We start from the raw sequence: 18,533 nt of genomic DNA, 5'->3' as shown, positions 1-18,533 counted from the left end.
CGGGGACAGGAGCATGAGCATGCGCACGCTCGACGATCTCGACGTCAAGGGGCGGCGCGTGCTCGTGCGCGCCGACCTCAACGTCCCGCTCGACGGGGAGAAGATCACCGACGACGGCCGCATCCGCGCGTCGGTGCCGACGATCCAGGCGCTGGCCGGGCGCGGCGCCAAGGTCGTCGTCTGCGCCCATCTGGGCAGGCCCAAGGGCAAGGTCGCCCCCGAGTACTCGCTCAGGCCGGTGGCCGCCCGCCTGGGTGAGCTGCTCGGCCAGGACGTCGCCTTCGCCACCGACGTGGTCGGCGACAGCGCGCGGCAGACGGTCGAGGCCCTCCAGGAGGGCCAGGTCGCCCTGCTGGAGAACCTGCGCTACGAGCCCGGCGAGGAGTCCAAGGACGACGCCGCCCGCGGCGCGTTCGCCGAGAAGCTGGCCGGTCTGGCCGAGCTCTACGTCGGCGACGGGTTCGGCGCGGTGCACCGCAAGCACGCCAGCGTCTACGACGTGCCCAAGCTGCTGCCGCACGCGGCCGGCGGGCTGGTCGTGGCCGAGGTCGAGGTGCTGCGCAGGCTGACCGAGGACACCGAGCGTCCCTACGTGGTCGTCCTGGGCGGGGCCAAGGTCTCCGACAAGCTGGGCGTCATCGCCAACCTGCTGACCAAGGTCGACCGGCTGCTGATCGGCGGCGGCATGGCCTACACCTTCCTCAAGGCCCAGGGCCACGAGGTGGGCCGGTCGCTGCTCCAGGAGGACCAGCTCGACCAGGTGCGCGGCTTCCTCGCCGAGGCCGGCAAGCGGGGCGTCGACCTCGTGCTGCCGGTCGACGTGGTGGCGGCCGTCACCTTCGCGGCCGACGCCGAGCACGAGGTGGTCGAGGCCACCGCGATCCCGGCCGACCGCCAGGGGCTCGACATCGGGCCCAAGACGCGCGAGCTGTTCGCGAGCAAGCTGGCCGACGCCAAGACCGTCTTCTGGAACGGGCCGATGGGCGTGTTCGAGTTCGACGCGTTCTCCGGCGGCACCAGGGCGGTGGCCGAGGCGCTCATCGGCTCCGACGCCTTCACGGTGGTCGGCGGCGGCGACTCCGCGGCGGCCGTGCGCAGGCTGGGCCTGCCCGAGGACGGTTTCTCGCACATCTCCACCGGCGGCGGGGCCAGCCTGGAATACCTTGAGGGCAAGACCCTTCCCGGACTCGCGGCTCTGGAGGACTGAGGTGGCCCAGCAGCGCAAGCCGCTCATCGCCGGCAACTGGAAGATGAACCTCAATCACCTTGAGGCCATCGCCCTGGTCCAGAAGCTGGCGTTCGCGCTCAGCGACAAGGACTTCGACAAGGCCGACGTGGCCGTCCTGCCGCCCTTCACCGACCTGCGTAGCGTCCAGACGCTGGTCGACGGCGACAAGCTGCGCATCGTCTACGGGGCCCAGGACCTGTCCCAGCACGACGCCGGCGCCTACACCGGCGAGGTGTCGGGCGTCATGCTGGCCAAGCTCGGCTGCACCTACGTGGTCATCGGCCACTCCGAGCGCCGCCAGTACCACGCCGAGGACGACGACGTCGTCAACGCCAAGGTGCAGGCGGCCTACCGGCACTCGCTCACGCCCATCCTGTGCGTGGGCGAGGGGCTGGCCGTGCGCCAAGAGGGCGGCCACATCGCGCACAGTCTCGGTCAACTCGACGGCGCCCTGCGCAAAATCAGCGCCGAGCAGGCAAAATCGATAGTGGTGGCCTACGAGCCCGTGTGGGCGATCGGCACGGGCGAGGTGGCCACCCCGCAGGACGCCCAGGAGGTCTGCGGAGCGTTGCGGGTGAGACTCGCGGAGCTCTACGACCCCGAAGTGGCCTCCGCGGTCCGTATCCTTTACGGTGGCTCGGTCAAGTCCGGCAATATCGTGGGGATCATGGCTCAACCCGATGTCGACGGCGCGCTCGTGGGCGGTGCCAGCATCGATGCCGGGGAGTTCGCCAAGATCTGCCGATTCTCCGAATTGCCTGGCTAACTGAGTCGTTCTGAGGGTGCGACTTGACACCAGGCCGTACCCTCAAGAGGCAAGTTTGAATCGTCACGCGTAACAGAGCACTGAAGGAACAGGCATACCGTGGAAATCGGAATCTCCATCGCCCTCATCCTGGCGAGCGGTCTCATGATCCTGCTCGTCCTGCTCCACAAGGGCAAGGGTGGCGGCCTGTCTGACATGTTCGGCGGCGGTTTCTCGTCGAACTTCGGTGGTTCCTCGGTGGTGGAGCGCAACCTCGACCGGCTGACCGTCATCACGGGCACCGTCTGGTTCGTCTGCATCATCGCTCTCGGCCTGCTCATGCGGCCCTGAGACAACTGATTAACGCGTGACAGTGATTCTCCCCCCGTGTCACGACGCGGGGCGATCGAGCGAGGAGTTCATCCGTGGGTAGTGGCAACGCGATCCGTGGCAGCCGAGTCGGCGCCGGCCCTATGGGGGAGGCCGAGCGCGGCGAGGCAGCTCCGAGAGTGCGGGTCTCGTTCTGGTGCGCCAACATGCACGAGACGCGCCCCAGTTTCGCCAGCGACGCGGCGGTCCCCGAGACGTGGGATTGCCCACGTTGCGGCCTCCCCGCAGGCCAGGACGAGGAGGCTCCGCCTGCCCCGCCCAAGAACGAGCCGTACAAGACGCACCTGGCCTACGTGAAGGAGCGCCGGAGCGACAAGGACGGCAAGGCGATCCTCGAGGAGGCACTGGAGCGCCTGCGCAACAACAAGTCCCCCTGGTAGGCGAGCCGGCGGAAGGGCCCTGGTGCTGGTCACCGGGGCCCTTCGCGCGTCACCGGCCGTGCACCGCCACGCCGTCGACGAACGTCATGCGCACCCGCGTCGTCCAGATGTCGGCCGGGGGCAGCTCGAAGGGGTCGCGGTCGAGCACCACCAGGTCGGCCGGGCGGCCGGGCGCGATCACGCCCGCCGGCGAGCGGTTGATCCAGGCCGACCCCTCGGTGTACGCGGTCAACGCCGTGGCCAGGTCGAGGCGCTGGCCGGGCAGGAACGGCGTCTGCGCCGTCGGATAGCCCGCGTGCACCGATCCGCCCGGTTCGGTACGGTTCACCGCCACGTGCATGCCCTGGATCGGGTCGGCGTCGGAGACCGGCCAGTCGCTGCCCGCGCAGAACCGGGTGCCGTGCGCCTGGAGATCCTTGAAGGGGTACTGCCACGACGAGCGCGGCTCACCCAGGAACGGCAGCGTCAGCTCGTCCATCTGGGCGTGGTGGGTGGCCCACAGGGGCTGCAGGTTGGCCGTGACGCCGAGCGCGGCGAAGCGCGGCACGTCGGAGGGCTCGATGATCTGCAGGTGGGCGATGTGGTGGCGGTTGGCCGGATCGGTGCCCTCGAAGCTGTCCAGGGCCTCGCGCACGGCGCGTTCGCCGATGGCGTGGAAGTGCACCTGGAAGCCCAGCCGGTCCAGCTCGGCGACGTACCGCTTGAGCTTGCCGGGGTCGACGTAGGACAGGCCCGTGCCGCCGCACCGGCAGTACGGCTCCAGCGTCGCGGCGGTGAAGTTCTCCGTGATGCCGTCCTGCATGATCTTGACCGAGGTGGCGGCGAACCGGTCCAGCCCCTCGGCGGCGGCCCGCCTGCGGACCAGGTCCTCGATCTGGTCCTCGCCGCGCGTCCTGTCCCACCACAGCGCGCCCACCACGCGGGCGCGCAGCCGGCCCGCGCGGGCGGCGTCGAGGTAGGTGGGAAGCTGGTCGTCCGAGCCGGCGTACGAGCCCACTATGGCGTCCTGCCAGCCGGTGACGCCCAGCGAGAACAGGTGCCGCTCGGCCTCGGCCAGCGCCCGCGCCTGGTCCTCGGCGGTGGGCCGGGGCGCCAGCAGGCCGACGAGGTCCATCGCGCCCTCGTGCAGGACGCCGGACGGGGTGCCGTCGGCGTCGCGCTCGATCCTGCCGTCGGCGGGGTCGGGGGTGTCCCGGGTGATGCCGGCCAGGTCGAGGGCGCGGGAGTTGACCCAGGCGGCGTGGTGGTCACGCTGGATCAGGTAGGCCGGCCGGTCGAGGAAGTCGAGCTGGGAGCGGTGGGGGAGGCCGTTGGGGAAGGCTGACATGTCCCAGCCTCCGCCGTCGATCCACTCTTTTTCTGGATTTTTCGTGGCGTAGTCGGAGATCTTGGCTATGTAGGTGTCTAGGCCGAAAATCTCTGACAAGTCGCACTTTGCTCGTTCGAGTCCGGCTTGTACTGGGTGCATGTGCGCGTCGACGAAGCCCGGGGTGAGCAGGCCGCCGTCCAGGTCGACGGTGTCGTGGCCGGGGGCGCGGCGGGACAGCTCGCCCTCCGGGCCGACGGCGGCGATCACCCCGTCCCGCACCAGCACGGCGTCGCGCCGCACGGCGCCGCCGATGAAGGCGCCGCCACCGCGGAAGAGGATGTTCATGGAGGTTCTCCCTTTTCTCAGTGCGGGGTCAGTGGCCGGTGATCAGGTCGGCGAAGCGGGCCAGGGCCGAGGTGCGGGGCATGGAACGCTCCCGGTGGTCGGCCACCCGGTACAGGCGGTACATCGCGTGCACCCCCATCCAGCGCAGCGGCTCGGGCTCCCAGGAGCGCACCTTGCGCCCCACCCACGGCAGCGACGTCAGCTCCGTCTCCTCCCCGAGTATGAGATCACGGAGCGTGCGTCCGGCGAGGTTCGTCGTGGTCACGCCGTGTCCGGTGTACCCGCCGGCCCAGCCGAGGCCGGTCGCGCGGTCCACGTGCACGGTCGAGCACCAGTCCCGCGGCACGCCGAGCACGCCCGACCAGGCGTGCGCGACCGAGGAGGAGCGGGCCTCGGGGAAGAAGTCGACCAGGAGCCGCCACAGGGCCTCGACCGTCCACTCGTGGGTGCGGCCGCGGGCGTCGATGCGGGAGCCGTACAGGTAGGGACGGCCCCTGCCGCCGAAGGCGATGCGGTCGTCGGCGGTGCGCTGGGCGTACATGTAGTAGTGCGCGAGGTCGCCGAGCAGTTCGGCGCCCCGCCAGCCGACCTCGTCCCAGAAGGAGGCGGGGAGGGGCTCGGTGACGATCATGGAGCTGTTCATGGGCAGCCACTGGCGGCGCAGGCCGTTCAGGCGGGCGGTGAAGCCCTCGGTGGCGCGGATGACGTGCGCCGCCCTGACTGTCCCGTACGGGGTCACCGCCCGGCCGGGGGCGATCTCGGTCACCGGGGTGCGCTCATAGACCGGGACGCCGAGGTCGCGTACGGCCCTGGCCAGCCCCTGGGCCAGCTTGGCGGGCTGGATGCGGGCGCAGTGGGGGCTCCAGGAGGCCGCCAGGGCGCCCGCCACGCGTACGTGCTCCGAGGGGTCGGCCAGGCGCAGGTCCGCCTCCTCGATGCCCCAGGCGCGGGCGGCGGCCACCGAGGCGCGCAGCCGGTCGGCCTGGGCGGGGGTGCGGGCCACGTTCACCACGCCGCCCTTGACGATGTCGCAGTCGATCGACTCGTTCTCGCAGACGGCGATGACCTCGTCGATGGAGGCGTACATCTCGCGCTGCAGGCGGCGGGCGTCCGAGCCGTACCGTTCGTGGGAGCCGGCCAGGTCGCCGGTCAGCCAGCCGCCGTTGCGCCCCGAGGCGCCGAACCCGGCGAACTCCTGCTCCAGCAGCACCACCCGGAGCGAGGGGCGGGCCTTCTTGAGGTAGTACGCGGTCCACAGCCCCGTGTAGCCGGCCCCGACGATCGCCACGTCGGCCTGCAGGTCGCCGTCGAGCCGCGGACCGGGCTCCGGCACCCCGGACGAGCGGTACCAGAAGGACACGTCACCGTTGACGAATCCGGACGACAAGGGAACTCGCGCATTCATGGCCCCATATCCTGCTATATCGGGATTAGGTGGCGCATCTCACGACGAAATTCGTGATGAAACCCGTCGTTGGCGGGCACGTGACACGTCCCCGGCATGACCACGGTGGACGAGCCACAGGACGGCAGCCCTCGCCCCTGGCCGGCACGCCGCGGCAGCACCTGGCATGGGGCGAAGCACCACCAAGAGACACAAACATGCCTATATCTGGCCAACATCGGCAAACGAAACGGCGGAGCCACTACCGTGTAGCAACCCCGTAACACGCCTCTTCCACGCTGGAACCACAACGGAAGGGGACCCCATGGCCTACATGCGCATCCGCGCCACCGTCGACGAGCGACCCGGACGCCTCGCCTCCCTCGCCACCGCCCTGGCCGAGCGCGGCGGCAACATCCTCGGCCTGTCCGTCCAGCCCGACACCACCGGCACCGTCGACGAGTTCGTCGCCGAGGTCCCCGCCCCCGCCGAAGACGTCGCCGCCGCCCTGACAGCCGCCGGTGGACGCCGCGTCCACGTCGTTCCCGCCGCCGCCCACGAGCTCGCCGACGAGACCACTCGCGCCCTCCTCCTCGCCGCCCGCCTGCACGCCCAGCCATGGCGCCTGCCCGCGATCCTGGCCGACCTGCTGCGCGCCGACTCCGCCCGCTGGGCCTACGGTGAGCACGTGAGCGAACTGCCCGACCCCCACCAGCTCGTCATTCCCGTCGCTCCCAAGCGCGTCATCCAGCTGCGCCGCCACGAGCTGCCCTTCACCCTCACCGAGGCCGCTCGCGCCGCCGCCTTCGTCCGGCTCGCCCAGCCCCCCACAGAGCCCGCCGGCACCGACCGGTCCCTGCGCCTGGCCGACAACACCGAGGTCGACGTCCGCCCCCTGACGCCCGCCTTCCGCGAGGCCGTGCGCGACCTTCACGACCGCTGCACCCCCGCCTCGCGTCGCTTCCGCTACTTCACCGCCATGCCGTCCCTGCCCCCGCGCCTGTTCGACCGGCTGTGCGACCGCGACCGCGGCGAATCCATCGTCGCCTGCCACGACGGCCAGGTCATCGCCCTGGCCAGCCTCATGTACCGCGCCGACCCCGGCGCCGCCGAACTCGCCTTCCTCGTCGAGGACAGCTGGCAGGGCCGCGGCCTGGGCGCCGCGCTCGCCCGCATCCTCATCGACACCGCCCGCAACCACGGCTTCGCCGAGATCCGCGCCACCATGCTGTCGGACAACACCCGCATGCACCGGCTCATGGCCGGCCTGGGGGCCGCCGTCGGCCTCACCGACGATCCCGGCGTGATCGAGGCCCGCCTGTCCGTCGCCGCCATGGTGTGAAACGCGAAAGTGCGCGGCCCCGGGCCGCGCAACCCCCGGCGACGGCGGCCAGAGCCTGCGGTGATCGGAGAGTTTCGGTGCCCGCGGCCCGCCAGAAGGTTCACCTTGTACGGTCTCCCGCGCGCCCCGTCCTCCTGCATGGCGGTCCTGGCTCTCGGTGGTATCGCCCTCACCCCGGCGGCCACCGCCTTCGCCGTCTCGGCCATGAGGGTGCCGTCGCATGCCCGTCCGGTCCAGGGCGTCAAGGCAGAGGAGTGGCAGCAGCTGCCGGGCCTGGCCTCCCGTTCAGCGGTGGACCGGGACGGGCTGGGCCCTTGAGGGTGGTCAGGCCACCCGGATCTCCGTCAGCAGCCCGCCCTGGATCGTGCGCCCCGATCGCCGTCGCAGGCTCCACACGCGCCGTGGACCCGAACGGCAAGACATGGAAGCTCAACGACTGACCGTCGCGAGCGTTCCCGGAGGGGCCTCAAAATCCACGACGCCCGGGTCGTCGTCGTCATCGACGCCGGCGTTCGCTCTGCCGCGCGCCCGGAGTTCCTCGCCCACCAGCTCGGTGACGCCCGGCTCCGGACGGCGACGAGTGCATCAAGCCCCCGGCCCGGACCGGGTCGGGGGCTTGATCGGTGCCGGGCGTCGCGCCTGGCCACCTCGATGGCTCAGGCGGTGCGCTTGGCCCAGAAGTGCACGCCGATCGGCCCGAACAGCGACAGCGACGTCGCCTGAGGAGACTGGCTCTGCCCCAGGTGCCGGAGGTTGGCGACGTTCTTGGTCGGCAGGGTGCCGCCAGGGCCTGACACGGCGGTGGGGTGGAACCACTTCTGGCTGTCGGTGTTGTCGCACGCGGCCACGACCACGTCCACGGTGTTCTTGGCGGTGAGGCACAGCGGAGAGCCCGTCTCCAGGCTGGCCCGCAGCGTGTAGACGAAGGCGGGCTGCCCGCCGCCGGAGGAGGTGGTCGCGGTCTGCGCCCATTGGCCGAGCGCGCTGTTGGTGTCGGCCTTCAGCAGGACGAAGGAGCCGTTGAAGTTGGCTTCCGCGGTCAGGACCAGCTTGGAGGCGTTGCCGCGATATTCGAGCTCCTTGTACACGGTGGCCGCCTGCGCCGGCGAGGCGAGCGAGGCACCGATTCCCGTTACGCACAGGGCGGCGGCGCAAGCGGCGGTACGTCTCAGTCTTCTTGACGTGAACATGCATCCCCTTGATGAAGAGGCCCGCCGGATTGCGGGCCTCGGGTAGTACACACGCCGCAGGGCTGGTCGGTCGGCGCACAAATACGCACTGCGCCAGTGATCCCGGGCACAGGAGAGGGGCGCCATGGAGGATTCCGCCAGTGACAGGTGCCCGCGGGGACGCCCGTGCGCCGCGCCGACGGCATGTCGCCGCGGGCCGCCTGTCGAAGCCGGACGGGCTGCGCACGGCCCCGGGCGTGCATCTGGGTACCTCGCGCAGGCGAGTGGTCAGGCGGGGTTCCGCTCGGGCAAGGAGTCGTCCGCGTTCGGCTCGTCCAGTGCGGTCAGGGCACGGTCGACGCTGGGGTGGATGGTCAGGAAGTCCGCTACGCCGGTGATCTCCAGGAGCCGGGCGGGGATGCCCTGGACGGCCGCCAGCTGCAGACCGCTTCCGAGCGTGCGCAGTTCGTCGTCCAAGTGGACCAGGACCTGCAGTCCCTTGCTGTCCATGAAGGTCATCGCGGCGAAGTCGAGCACCAGCGGAAGGCCGGCCCGCGCCGCCCGGGTCAGGTACTCCTGTAGGCGGAGGGCGTTGGTGGTGTCGATCTCGCCCGCCACGGTGACCACCACCGCGCCGGGTGTGTCCCAGGAGTCGATCAGTAGCGGGGTCATGACTATGCCCCCTCGGTTTGGTGGTTCACGATGGCTGCTTCCGGTGATGGGCATCGCTTCTCCCCGATGTCGGGGACCGTGTGCTTGCCGGGGCACACCCAACTGTAATCCCGAAACACAATACCGGAAAGAGTTTTCCGCACAGCCCCTTCGTGAAATGCTGTCGGAATGCGTATCTCCGACACGTCAGTGGAAGCACGAACCGATGAAGCGGTGGCCCGCCGTGCGGACGAGCGCCCATGGACCTTCCTCACCCATCACGCCCGGGTGCTGCTGGAGATCGCCCGCCATCCGGAGGCCCGGCTCCGCGACATCGCCGCGACCCTGGACATCACCGAGCGCACCGTGCAGAGCATCGTCTCCGACCTGCATCAGGGCGGCTATGTCGTCCGCGAGCGGGTGGGCCGCCGCAACCACTACAACCTCAACCTGGACCAGCATTTCCGCTATCCCACCGAGGCGGAACTGCCCATCCGGCTGCTGGTGGACATGTTCACCGAGCGAGACCTGCCCGAGAAGGCGCACCAGGACAACTGACCGTGGCCATGACCCGACCACCCAGACGACCACGACGCCGCCGCTTGAGCGATTAAGGAGCATCCGTGCAGCTCCGGCCGGCTGACCTGTGAGTACCTGGACATGGCTGAAGTCGACCCGGCCGCGACATGTGGCGATGGCCTGTGTCTGTACGACCGGGTTCATCCCGGACGCACCGGTTAGGGACAACCTGCGCGAGAACCTGGCGTGGGTGGACCAGCTCGTCATGATCGACGCCCGCTTCCGCACCGGCCGGCTGCGGGCGACCAGGGCGCCTACCGGCGTGCGTACCGCGTCCAATGAGCTCTCCGCGAGTCGTGGAGGCCGCGCCGCCGGTTCTGAGCCGTCGCGGGCTGTATTGCGATCAGCCGCCTCCTCGCCCCGCCGGCCGACCGCACCGATCCAGGCGGTGCCGGCCATCAAGCCATTGCCTTCGGGCAAGGATCTCGCCGGGCGGCGCCCGCGGCTCGGACACAGAGCTGGTAACGAGACTAGGCTTGGGCGTATTGGGGTGTAGCCGCGAAGGGATCCGATCATCAGCAGCGACTCCGTCTCTCCGTGGGAGGACCGGTCAAGGCGGGTACGCCGCCGCGTCACCGAAGCAGCCGTCCTGGGCGCCCAGCCCCAGAGCGCGGCCGACGTCGCCCAGTGGACCTGCCCGCATGGTCGGCATGCCGGGCGTGGCTGCGTCGCCTGCTATCACGCCTGCGCCGACGCCGGTCCGGCGCAGCCGCTCTGGGAGGTCGCGGTGTGGTTCACCACAGAGCGGCCGATCCCGATCAGGGCGTTGCAGGACGTGCACCGCCACGACCGCGACCTCACCCTCACCCAGCCGGCGACGCCTCTCGTCTACCTGTTGAGCGCACGCGTGGGGGCTGCCCTGGGCGCGGAGGCGGTGGCGGGAGTGGTGGGGTTCCTGGTGCAGAACAGGCACATCGTCGACGAGTTCACCGTGACGGAGATCCGCGCCGCCCACTCCTGACCGCGGTGAACGCGCCAGGCCGACGGGCGTGATCTGCTGCTGTGCGGACTTTGCGGCCTCCGTGGTGCGATCTGACCGGCGCGGTCCGCGGAATGGCCGACGTGCCTGCCGCGATGCGGATCTACTTCCGTTACTACTGGTCAGGCACATGTGGTGGAGGCGGAGAGCCCTGGCACCACCGCTCCAGGCCAAGCGGATCGGCCGGTGCGCCCAGCCCGCCTGACGTGCGCGATGTGTGGATCCCGGACATGGGGCTTCCGGTCGGCGAGCGGGCCTCAGCCCAGGCCCTCCTCGCGATCTTCGGGCTTGCCGGGCTCGGGCTCGGCGGCGGCGGGGCCGATGCCCAGGTGGCGCTCGATGCGTTCCAGGCTCTCCTCGATGCGGGTGAGCCGTTCGGCGAGCACCGAGCCGCCGCCGAAGTACACCTCCGTCGGCCGTTCCCTGGTGCCGCGGCCCACCCGGTCGAGCAGGCGCTGCCGGACGTCGGCCAGGTCGGCGCCGGTGTCCGCCAGAGCCTGGGCGGCCAGCCCCTCGCCCTCCCTGATCAGCCCGAGCAGGATGTGCTCGGTGCCGATGTAGTTGTGGCGCAGCTGCAGCGCCTCGCGCAGGGACAGCTCCAGCACCTTCTTGGCGCGCGGGGTGAAGGGGATGTGCCCGCTCGGGGAGCTGGCCCCGCGGCCCACCTCGCGCTCCACGAAGGTCCGTACGTGCTCCAGCTCCACGCCGCAGCCGTCGAGCACCAGCGCGGCCAGCCCCTCGCCCTCGTGGATGAGGCCCAGCAGGATGTGTTCCGTGCCGATGTAGTTGTGGCTCATCTGCCGCGCCTCCTCCTGGGCGAGCACGACGACCCTGCGCGCACGGTCGGTGAAGCGTTCGAACACCGGGGGGCCTCCGTTCGACTGGGGCTGCCTCCACTATGCGCTACAAACCGCGCCGTGTGGGGTATTTGTCCTGTGTGGATCTTGACGAGGTGGCCGGCCGCCTCTACGCAGTCCCGCCGGCGGAGTTCACCGCCGCCCGCGCGGCCGAGGTCCGCGCGGCCAAGGAGGCGGGCGACGTACGGCTCTCGCGCGACATCGCGAAGCTGCGCAAGCCCACCGTCTCGGCCTGGGCGGTCAACAGGCTGGCCCGGGAGTACTCCGCCGAGCTGAACGAACTGCTCGGCGTGGGGGAGCGGCTGCGCGCGGCCTGGCAGGCGCAGGACGCCGAAGCGCTGGCCGAGCTGACCCGGTCGCGTGGCGAGGCGACCGCCAAGGTGGCGAGGCTGGCCAGGCAGGCCGGCGGCCTGTCGGCGGCGGCCGCCTCCGAGGTGGACCAGACACTGGACGCCGCCGTCGTGGACGCCGGCGCCGCCGACCAGGTGCGGGCCGGCCGCCTGGCCAAACCGCTCAGCTACAGCGGCTTCGCCCCCGCCCCTTCCACCGCACCCGCCACCGCACCCGCGGCCGCGCCCTCCAGCGGGCCCCGGCCCGCGTCGCGTGGGCGGGGAGGGGCCGGGAAGGACGCGGCGGCCGAGGCGCGGGCGCGGGCGGAGGCCGAGGCCAGGCAGGCCCGAGAGGCCAAGGAGGCCAAGGAGGCCAAGGAGGCCAAGGAGGCCAAGGAGGCCAAGGAAGCCGCGAAGGCGAAGGAGCGCGCGGAGGCAGAGGCCGCCCACCGGGAGTGGGCCGAGGCCCTGGAGTCGGTCACCCGCGACTACGACGAGCGCGCCGAGAAGGTAGCCCGGCTGGAACGCAAGCTCGCCAAGGCACGCAAGCGGCTGGAAGAGGTCCGGCAACGTCTGGAGGTCACCCGCCGCGAGGAGCGCCACGCCCGCCGCCGACTGGACTAAGGTGCACGAAACGCGTTCGTACACCTGCAAGGAGGGGCGATGGCCCCCTGGACGCCCGCCGACATCCCGGACCTCACCGGCACAACGGCCATCGTGACCGGCGCCAACAGCGGCATCGGCCTGCCCACCGCCCGCGAGCTGGCCCGGCACGGAGCGCGCGTCGTCGTGGCCGCCCGCTCGGCGGACAAGGGCGAGGCCGCCGTGACGGAGATCCGGCGGGCCGTGCCGGGGGCCGACGTCGCGTACGGCGCCCTCGACCTGGCCGACCAGTCCTCGATCCGGCGCTTCGCCGACACGGTGGACAAGGTGGACCTGCTGGTCAACAACGCCGGGATCGGCCTCATCCCCCGTCAGGTGACCAAGGATGGCTGGGAGCTGCAGTTCGGCACCAACCACCTCGGCCACTTCGCGCTCACCGGGCTGCTCCTGCCACGGCTCCTGGCCGCCCCGCACGCCCGTGTGGTCACCGTCTCCAGCGACGCGCACTCCATGGGCCGGCTCGACTTCGACGACCTCGCGCTGGAACGCGGCTACCGCCGGATGAGCGCGTACGGACGGTCCAAGCTCGCCAACCTGCTCTTCGTCCTGGAGCTCCAGCGGCGGGCCAGCAGCGCCGGTGCGGGCCTGATCAGCGTGGCCACCCACCCGGGTGCCACCGCGACCCGCTTCGTCAAGCTGGGGCCCCTGCAGCCCCTCCTGCGCCTGTTCCTGCAGTCGGCCGACGCCGGCGCCGCCCCCTCCCTGTACGCCGCCACCTCGCCGGACATCACCGGCGGCGAGTACGTCGGCCCCCGGCTGAAGCTGCTCACGCCCTCGGAGACGGCCAGGTCCGAGGAGGTCGCCCGGCGGCTGTGGGAGGTGTCCGCGCAGCTCACGGGCGTACGGTTCGAGGAGATCGCCCACCGCTGAAGAACGCGCCGCAGCCCTGGAGCACGAGCCGGTCAGCGCAGGCCGCGGGCCAGGTGGGCGCAGACGGGGAAACCCGTGGTGGCGTACGGGGCGGCAAGGCGGTCGTAGCAGGCCCGGACGCGGGCGTAGGTCTCCGGCGGCCGGCGGGCGATCGTCTCGAAGCGCGGGCCGCCCGCCTCGACCACGCCGCTCCACCAGGCGGTGACGTCCACCCGGTGCCGCCAGCGCAGCGTCCGCACGTCCACGGCCGTGAAACCCGCCTCCGCCAGCAGCCCGGCGAAGCGTTCCGGCCGCTCCACGGCGGCGAAGGGGCGGACCGGAGGTTCGTACGGCACCCCCGCCGCCGCCAGGGCCTCGGCGAAGACGTTCGTGGCCGTCATCTCGTCGGACTTCCACCAGGTCAGCGCGACGGCGCCGCCGGGACGCAGCACCCGGCGCAACTCCGCGAGCGTCGCCGGGACGTCGGCGACGTGGTTGACGACGAAGTTGCCCGCCACGGCGTCGAAGGAGGCGTCCTCGAACGGCAGGACGGGCAGGGTGGCCCGGCGGACCGTGGCGGCGGGGTGGCGGCGGGCGACCAGCTCCAGCATGGCGGGGTCGGCGTCCACGGCGGTGACCTGGGCGCCGGCCGCGAGCGCGGCCGCCGTCACCACGCCGGTGCCACATCCGACATCGAGTACCCGCTCCGGACGCCGCTCCACCCGGCCTTCCGGACCGGGGGTCACGGCGGCGCCTGCGGTCACGTCGGGGCCGCGGGTCACGGCGGCGAGCAGGGGCTGGACGGTGTGCGAGCTGAGCCGCGCGAAGCCGCGGTCGTAGGCCTCGGGATCCCTCACGGACAGGAGCCTACCCCGCGGCACGAATCCTGACATTTTAAGGTGAAATTTCGCCCCTTTCTCTGTTTTAAGGGGAAATCTCAGGCTTATGGTCTTCGCCATGACCATCGACGCCTTCATCGACGCGCTGCCCAAGGTGGAACTGCACGTACATCTGGTCGGATCGGCCTCGGTCGACACCGTGCTGGAGCTGTCCCGGCGGCATCCCGGCAGCGAGGTCCCGACCTCCGAGGAGGAACTGCGCCGCTTCTACACCTTCCTCGACTTCCCCCACTTCGCCCGCGTCTACCAGGCCGTCAACAGCCTCGTCCGCGATCCGGAGGACGTCGCCACCCTCGTCCTCGGCCTGGCCAGGGACCTCGCCGGGCAGGGCGGCCGGTACGCCGAGCTGCAGGTCACCCCGTACGCCCACCACATGGTCGGCATGCCCATGCGCGAGGTGACCGAGGCCCTCGACCTGGCCGCCCGGCGCTCCCTGACCGACCACGGCGTGGAGATGGCCTACATCTTCGACATCCCCGGCGAGTACGGCGAGGAGGCCGCCCGGATCACCGTCGACCACGCTCTGCGCGAACCTCCCGCCGCATTGGTAGGTTTCGGCATCGGAGGCATCGAACAGGACCGCCCCAAGTACCGCGACGCCTACCGCGACGCCTTCTCCGCCGCCCGCGCCGCCGGCCTGCACAGCGTCCCGCACGGCGGCGAGATGAGCGGCCCCGAGACGATGTGGGAGGTCATCGAGGGCTACGGCGCCGAGCGCATCGGCCACGGCATCAACTGCCTGTCCGACCCCCGCCTGGTCGCCCACCTGCGCGAGACCCAGCTCCCCCTGGACGTCTGCCCCACCTCGAACGTCTGCACCGGCCAGGTGCCCGACCTCGCCGCCCACCCGCTGCCCCGGATGCTGGAGGAGGGCCTGTACGTCACCCTCAACAGCGACGACCCGCCCATGTTCGCCACCACGCTGGCGGGGGAGTACCGCGCCGCCGCCCACGTGCTCGGCCTCGGCGCCACCGAGCTGGCCCAACTCGCCCGCAACGCCGTGAACGCCTCCTACCTGGCCGCCGACCGCAAGCAGACCCTCCTCAAGGAGATCGACACCCTGACCGCCGACATCTGACGGCCAGGAAGCGTCGTGCGCCCGCGACCCGCGCCTGAGGTCAGGGGGAGGCCAGGCGGCCCAGTTCTGGGGGGATCTTGGCGGCGGCGGCGCGGTCGAGCAGGAACAGGGTGCCGGCTCGGCCGCGGGCGCCGGCGGCCGGCACCTGGACGTGTCCCGAGTCCGACAGGGCCAGGCGTACCGCGCCCGACTTCTCCTCGCCGGCCGCCACCACCCACACCTCGCGCGCCGCCTGGATGGCGGGCAGGGTCAGGGAGATGCGGGTGGGAGGCGGCTTGGGGGAGCCGTGCACGGAGACGACCGGGCGCGTGTCGTACAGGGCGGGCATGCCGGGGAACAGCGAGGCCACGTGCGCGTCGGGGCCCATGCCGAGGAGCATGACGTCGAAGGCGGGCACCGGCCCGTGGTCCTCGGGGCGGGCCGCGGCGCGCAGCTCGGCGGCGTACGCCTCGGCCGACTCCTCGGCCGTCATGCCGGAGTCGGGGCCGCGCATGACGTGGATCCGGCCGGGGTCCAGGTCCACGTGGTCGAGCAGCGCCTGGCGGGCGCCGGTCTCGTTGCGTTCCTTGTCGCCGGTGGGCACGAAACGTTCGTCGCCCCACCAGACGTCCAGGCGCCGCCAGTCGACGGCGTCACGGGCGGGCGTGGCGGCGATGGCGGCCAGCGTGGCGATGCCGACCGTGCCACCGGTCAGCACGATCGAGGCCGACCCCTTGGCCGACTGCACGTCGACCAGGCGCGTGATGATGCGCGCCGCCACGGCCTTGGCCAGGACGTCGGCGTCGCGGTGCACGACAACGTTGGGAACGCTCACGACACTTCTTTCTCAAGTGGAGGGGGTCAGCCCTTGTACGTACGGGCGAAGCGCTTGACGGCGGCCTCGTAGACCTCGTCGCTGTCCAGCCGGCGCAGCTCCTCGGCCATCAGCTCGGAGGTGTGCCGCCTGGCCAGGGCCACGTTCCGGTCGGGCTGACCGGGACGGGACAGGGTGGCCAAGCGCGCGTCGGAACGCATGACCGACAGCTCGCCGTCGCCGGTCTGCAGCCGTACGGCGGTCAGGCCGGGACCGGCCGACTCGCCCACCTTGACCGGCGCGCCCAGCCGCTCCGACAGCCAGGCCGCCAGCAGCGGCGCGCTCGGGTGCCCGGGGCTGGCCTCCACGACGCCCTTGCGCACCTTGCCCACCGGCTGGTCGAACGCCGCGGCCAGCAGGCTGCGCCACGGCGTCAGCCGGGCCCAGGCCAGGTCGGTGTCGCCGGGGGCGTACCCCTTGGCGCGGGTGACCAGCGACGCGGCGCCGCCGTTCTCGAAGCCCTTGGCGTCGGTGATGCGCCGCTGCGCCAGGGCGCCGATCGCGTCCTTGGACGGCACGTCGGGGGCCGCGCCCGGCCACCAGGCCACCACGGGGGTGTCGGGCAGCAGCAGGGGGCTGACCACGGAGTCGGCGTGCTGGGTCAGCTCGCCGTACAGGCGCAGCACCACGACCTCGCCCGGCGTGTTCTCACCGATGCGCAGCTCGGCGTCGAGCCGGTTGGGCTCGGCCTCCTCCCGCTTGATCACCACGATGACGCGCGAGGGGTGCTCGCGGGCCGCCTCGGTGGCGGCGCGCAGCGCGTCGTACTGGTGGCGCTCCTCGGAGACCACCACGAGGGTCAGCACCATGCCGATGGCGGGCGCGCCCATCTGGTGGCGCAGCAGCATGAGCTGCGCCGCGATCTTGCCGGCCGTCGTGTCCGACAGCATGAAAGTCGTCACTAGAGTCTCCTCCACACGCGGCCGTCGCGCGCCATCATCGCGTCGGCCGACTCCGGGCCCCAGGAGCCCGACTCGTAGCCCTCGGGCTGTCCCTGCGTGGCCCAGAAGTCCTCGATCGGGTCGAGGATCGTCCAGGACAGCTCGACCTCGCGCTGGTGCGGGAAGAGCGGCGGGTCGCCGATCATGACGTCGAGCAGCAGCCGCTCGTACGCCTCGGGCGAGGACTCCAGGAACGACTCGCCGTAGGCGAAGTCCATGGACACGTCGCGCACCTCCATGGCGGTGCCCGGGACCTTCGACCCGAACCGCACGGTGATGCCCTCGTCCGGCTGCACGCGGATGACCAGGGCGTTCTGGCCCAGGATCTCGGTGTCGGTCTTGCTGAAGGGCAGGTGCGGCGCCCGCTGGAACACCACGGCCACCTCGGTGACCCGGCGGCCCAGCCGCTTGCCGGTACGCAGGTAGAACGGCACTCCGGCCCACCGCCGGTTGGCGATCTCCAGCTTGACGGCCGCGTACGTCTCGGTGGTCGACTCGACGGAGATGCCCTCCTCCTGGAGGTAGCCGACGACCTTCTCGCCGCCCTGCCACCCGGCCGCGTACTGGCCGCGGGCGGTGTTGAGCCCCAGGTTGGACGGCAGCCGCACCGCCTTGAGCACCTTCTCCTTCTCCCGGCGCAGCGCCGAGGCGTCGAAGGAGGTCGGGTCCTCCATGGCGACCAGCGCGAGCAGCTGGAGCAGGTGGTTCTGGATCACGTCGCGGGCCGCGCCGATGCCGTCGTAGTAGCCGGCGCGCCCGCCGATGCCGATGTCCTCGGCCATGGTGATCTGCACGTGGTCGACGAAGCTGCGGTTCCAGATGGGCTCGTACAGGTTGTTGGCGAAGCGCAGCGCCAGGATGTTCTGGACCGTCTCCTTGCCCAGGTAGTGGTCGATCCGGAAGATCGAGCTCTCCGGGAACGCCGACGTGGTGATCTCGTTCAGCTCGTGGGCCGACTTCAGGTCGTGGCCGAACGGCTTCTCGATGACCACCCGCCGCCACGACCCCTCGGGCGCGTCGGACAGCCCGGTGCGCTTGAGCTGCTCGACCACCACGGGGAAGAACTTGGGCGGGACGGACAGGTAGAAAGCGTAGTTGCCGCCCGTGCCGCGGGTCTGGTCGATCTCCGCCAACGCCATCGCCAGCGCGTCGAAGGCTCCGTCGTCGGAGAACTCTCCCGGGACGAAATGGATGCCTTCGAGGATCTGCTTCCAGACCTCCTCGCGGAACGGCGTGCGCGCGTGCGCCTTGACCGCGTCGTGCGTCAACTGCGCGAAGTCCTGGTCCTTCCAGTCGCGCCTGGCGAAACCGACCAGCGAGAAACCGGGCGGCAGCAGGCCGCGGTTGCCCAGGTCGTAAATGGCCGGCAGCAGCTTGCGCTTGGCCAGGTCGCCCGTCACGCCGAACAGCACCAGCACGCACGGCCCCGCCACCCGCGGCAGCCGCTTGTCACGCGGGTCGCGCAAGGGGTTGGCCTCGGCGACCTCCAATGTCGTGGCGGTGTTCGCCACGGCCGCCGCCACCGCGACGACCTCCTCCTCAGGAGATGCTTCGTCAGTCATC

At 71.4% G+C, this 18,533-nt stretch carries 19 protein-coding genes and 1 pseudogene; 11 read left to right on the top strand and 9 right to left on the bottom strand.

Features of this window, described 5'->3' with window-relative positions; translation table 11 throughout:
• Positions 1-19: 19 nt before the first annotated feature.
• The 4 genes from ABZ444_RS23160 to ABZ444_RS23145 all read left to right on the top strand — a co-directional run bounded on the left by ABZ444_RS23160 (position 20) and on the right by ABZ444_RS23145 (position 2,743).
• Entirely contained in the window at positions 20-1,207 is a 1,188-nt protein-coding gene (locus ABZ444_RS23160; RefSeq protein WP_358000384.1) for a phosphoglycerate kinase, read from the top strand.
• Between the two features lies 1 nt (position 1,208).
• Positions 1,209-1,994, top strand: coding sequence for a triose-phosphate isomerase (gene tpiA, locus ABZ444_RS23155; protein WP_358000305.1), 786 nt, complete (start codon positions 1,209-1,211; stop codon positions 1,992-1,994).
• Between the two features lie 99 nt (positions 1,995-2,093).
• A complete protein-coding gene (secG, locus tag ABZ444_RS23150; RefSeq protein WP_090942947.1) occupies positions 2,094-2,324 on the top strand; it encodes a preprotein translocase subunit SecG in 231 nt (76 codons plus the stop codon).
• Positions 2,325-2,398: 74 nt separating this feature from the next.
• A complete protein-coding gene (locus ABZ444_RS23145) occupies positions 2,399-2,743 on the top strand; it encodes an RNA polymerase-binding protein RbpA (RefSeq protein WP_103961760.1) in 345 nt (114 codons plus the stop codon).
• Positions 2,744-2,792: 49 nt separating this feature from the next.
• Here the strand turns inward: ABZ444_RS23145 and ABZ444_RS23140 are convergent, their stop codons facing one another.
• Complete coding sequence (locus tag ABZ444_RS23140; RefSeq protein WP_358000302.1) at positions 2,793-4,397, bottom strand: amidohydrolase; 1,605 nt, start codon at positions 4,395-4,397, stop codon at positions 2,793-2,795.
• Between the two features lie 28 nt (positions 4,398-4,425).
• The gene (locus ABZ444_RS23135) at positions 4,426-5,802 is read right to left on the bottom strand and encodes an FAD-dependent oxidoreductase (RefSeq protein ID WP_358000299.1); all 1,377 of its coding nucleotides are present in this window, start codon (positions 5,800-5,802) and stop codon (positions 4,426-4,428) included.
• A gap of 304 nt (positions 5,803-6,106) precedes the next feature.
• On the opposite strand from ABZ444_RS23135, the gene ABZ444_RS23130 reads away from it, so the two are divergent.
• Together ABZ444_RS23130 and ABZ444_RS23125 are read left to right on the top strand one after the other, a co-directional pair.
• Positions 6,107-7,123, top strand: coding sequence for a GNAT family N-acetyltransferase (locus tag ABZ444_RS23130; protein WP_358000297.1), 1,017 nt, complete (start codon positions 6,107-6,109; stop codon positions 7,121-7,123).
• Positions 7,124-7,261: 138 nt separating this feature from the next.
• On the top strand, positions 7,262-7,441 hold the full coding sequence (locus tag ABZ444_RS23125) for a hypothetical protein (RefSeq protein WP_358000294.1): 180 nt from the start codon (positions 7,262-7,264) through the stop codon (positions 7,439-7,441).
• 338 nt (positions 7,442-7,779) lie between these two features.
• Here ABZ444_RS23125 and ABZ444_RS23120 read toward each other — a convergent pair whose 3' ends face one another.
• Together ABZ444_RS23120 and ABZ444_RS23115 are read right to left on the bottom strand one after the other, a co-directional pair.
• A complete protein-coding gene (locus ABZ444_RS23120; RefSeq protein ID WP_358000291.1) occupies positions 7,780-8,211 on the bottom strand; it encodes an RICIN domain-containing protein in 432 nt (143 codons plus the stop codon).
• Positions 8,212-8,580: 369 nt separating this feature from the next.
• On the bottom strand, positions 8,581-8,964 hold the full coding sequence (locus ABZ444_RS23115; RefSeq protein WP_358000287.1) for an STAS domain-containing protein: 384 nt from the start codon (positions 8,962-8,964) through the stop codon (positions 8,581-8,583).
• A 213-nt stretch (positions 8,965-9,177) separates the two neighbouring features.
• Between ABZ444_RS23115 and ABZ444_RS23110 the strand changes: the two genes are divergently transcribed.
• Positions 9,178-9,501 (top strand): helix-turn-helix domain-containing protein, encoded by a 324-nt coding sequence (locus ABZ444_RS23110; RefSeq protein WP_358000284.1) that lies wholly within the window; start codon positions 9,178-9,180, stop codon positions 9,499-9,501.
• Positions 9,502-10,249: 748 nt separating this feature from the next.
• Positions 10,250-10,483: a hypothetical protein gene (locus ABZ444_RS23105; protein ID WP_358000281.1), complete on the top strand. Its 234-nt coding sequence runs from the start codon at positions 10,250-10,252 to the stop codon at positions 10,481-10,483.
• Between the two features lie 464 nt (positions 10,484-10,947).
• Here the strand turns inward: ABZ444_RS23105 and ABZ444_RS23100 are convergent.
• Positions 10,948-11,364: pseudogene (locus ABZ444_RS23100) on the bottom strand (Clp protease N-terminal domain-containing protein); the annotation flags it as partial.
• Between the two features lie 74 nt (positions 11,365-11,438).
• Between ABZ444_RS23100 and ABZ444_RS23095 the strand changes: the two are divergent.
• Entirely contained in the window at positions 11,439-12,311 is an 873-nt protein-coding gene (locus tag ABZ444_RS23095) for a hypothetical protein (protein ID WP_358000278.1), read from the top strand.
• 39 nt (positions 12,312-12,350) lie between these two features.
• The gene (locus tag ABZ444_RS23090) at positions 12,351-13,220 is read left to right on the top strand and encodes an oxidoreductase (protein WP_358000275.1); all 870 of its coding nucleotides are present in this window, start codon (positions 12,351-12,353) and stop codon (positions 13,218-13,220) included.
• A 32-nt stretch (positions 13,221-13,252) separates the two neighbouring features.
• Here ABZ444_RS23090 and ABZ444_RS23085 read toward each other — a convergent pair whose 3' ends face one another.
• Positions 13,253-14,056, bottom strand: coding sequence for a class I SAM-dependent methyltransferase (locus ABZ444_RS23085; RefSeq protein ID WP_358000272.1), 804 nt, complete (start codon positions 14,054-14,056; stop codon positions 13,253-13,255).
• A 100-nt stretch (positions 14,057-14,156) separates the two neighbouring features.
• Between ABZ444_RS23085 and add the strand changes: the two genes are divergently transcribed.
• Positions 14,157-15,176 carry an adenosine deaminase gene (gene add / locus ABZ444_RS23080; RefSeq protein WP_358000269.1) on the top strand — a complete coding sequence of 340 codons (1,020 nt, stop codon included), beginning with the start codon at positions 14,157-14,159 and terminating at the stop codon, positions 15,174-15,176.
• Between the two features lie 40 nt (positions 15,177-15,216).
• Here the strand turns inward: add and pgl are convergent, their stop codons facing one another.
• From pgl to zwf, 3 genes are read right to left on the bottom strand one after another with little or no spacing between them, the layout of a single operon-like run.
• Positions 15,217-15,990, bottom strand: coding sequence for a 6-phosphogluconolactonase (gene pgl / locus ABZ444_RS23075; protein ID WP_357983369.1), 774 nt, complete (start codon positions 15,988-15,990; stop codon positions 15,217-15,219).
• Between the two features lie 26 nt (positions 15,991-16,016).
• A complete protein-coding gene (locus tag ABZ444_RS23070; RefSeq protein WP_358000265.1) occupies positions 16,017-16,931 on the bottom strand; it encodes a glucose-6-phosphate dehydrogenase assembly protein OpcA in 915 nt (304 codons plus the stop codon).
• Positions 16,931-18,532 carry a glucose-6-phosphate dehydrogenase gene (gene zwf, locus ABZ444_RS23065; protein ID WP_358000262.1) on the bottom strand — a complete coding sequence of 534 codons (1,602 nt, stop codon included), beginning with the start codon at positions 18,530-18,532 and terminating at the stop codon, positions 16,931-16,933. The genes ABZ444_RS23070 and zwf overlap by 1 nt, the downstream gene beginning before the upstream one ends.
• Between the last annotated feature and the right edge of the window lies 1 nt (position 18,533).

Source organism: Nonomuraea sp. NPDC005730, assembly GCF_040630865.1.
GTDB lineage: Bacteria > Actinomycetota > Actinomycetes > Streptosporangiales > Streptosporangiaceae > Nonomuraea.
This window is presented reverse-complemented; position numbering and strand designations above follow the sequence as displayed.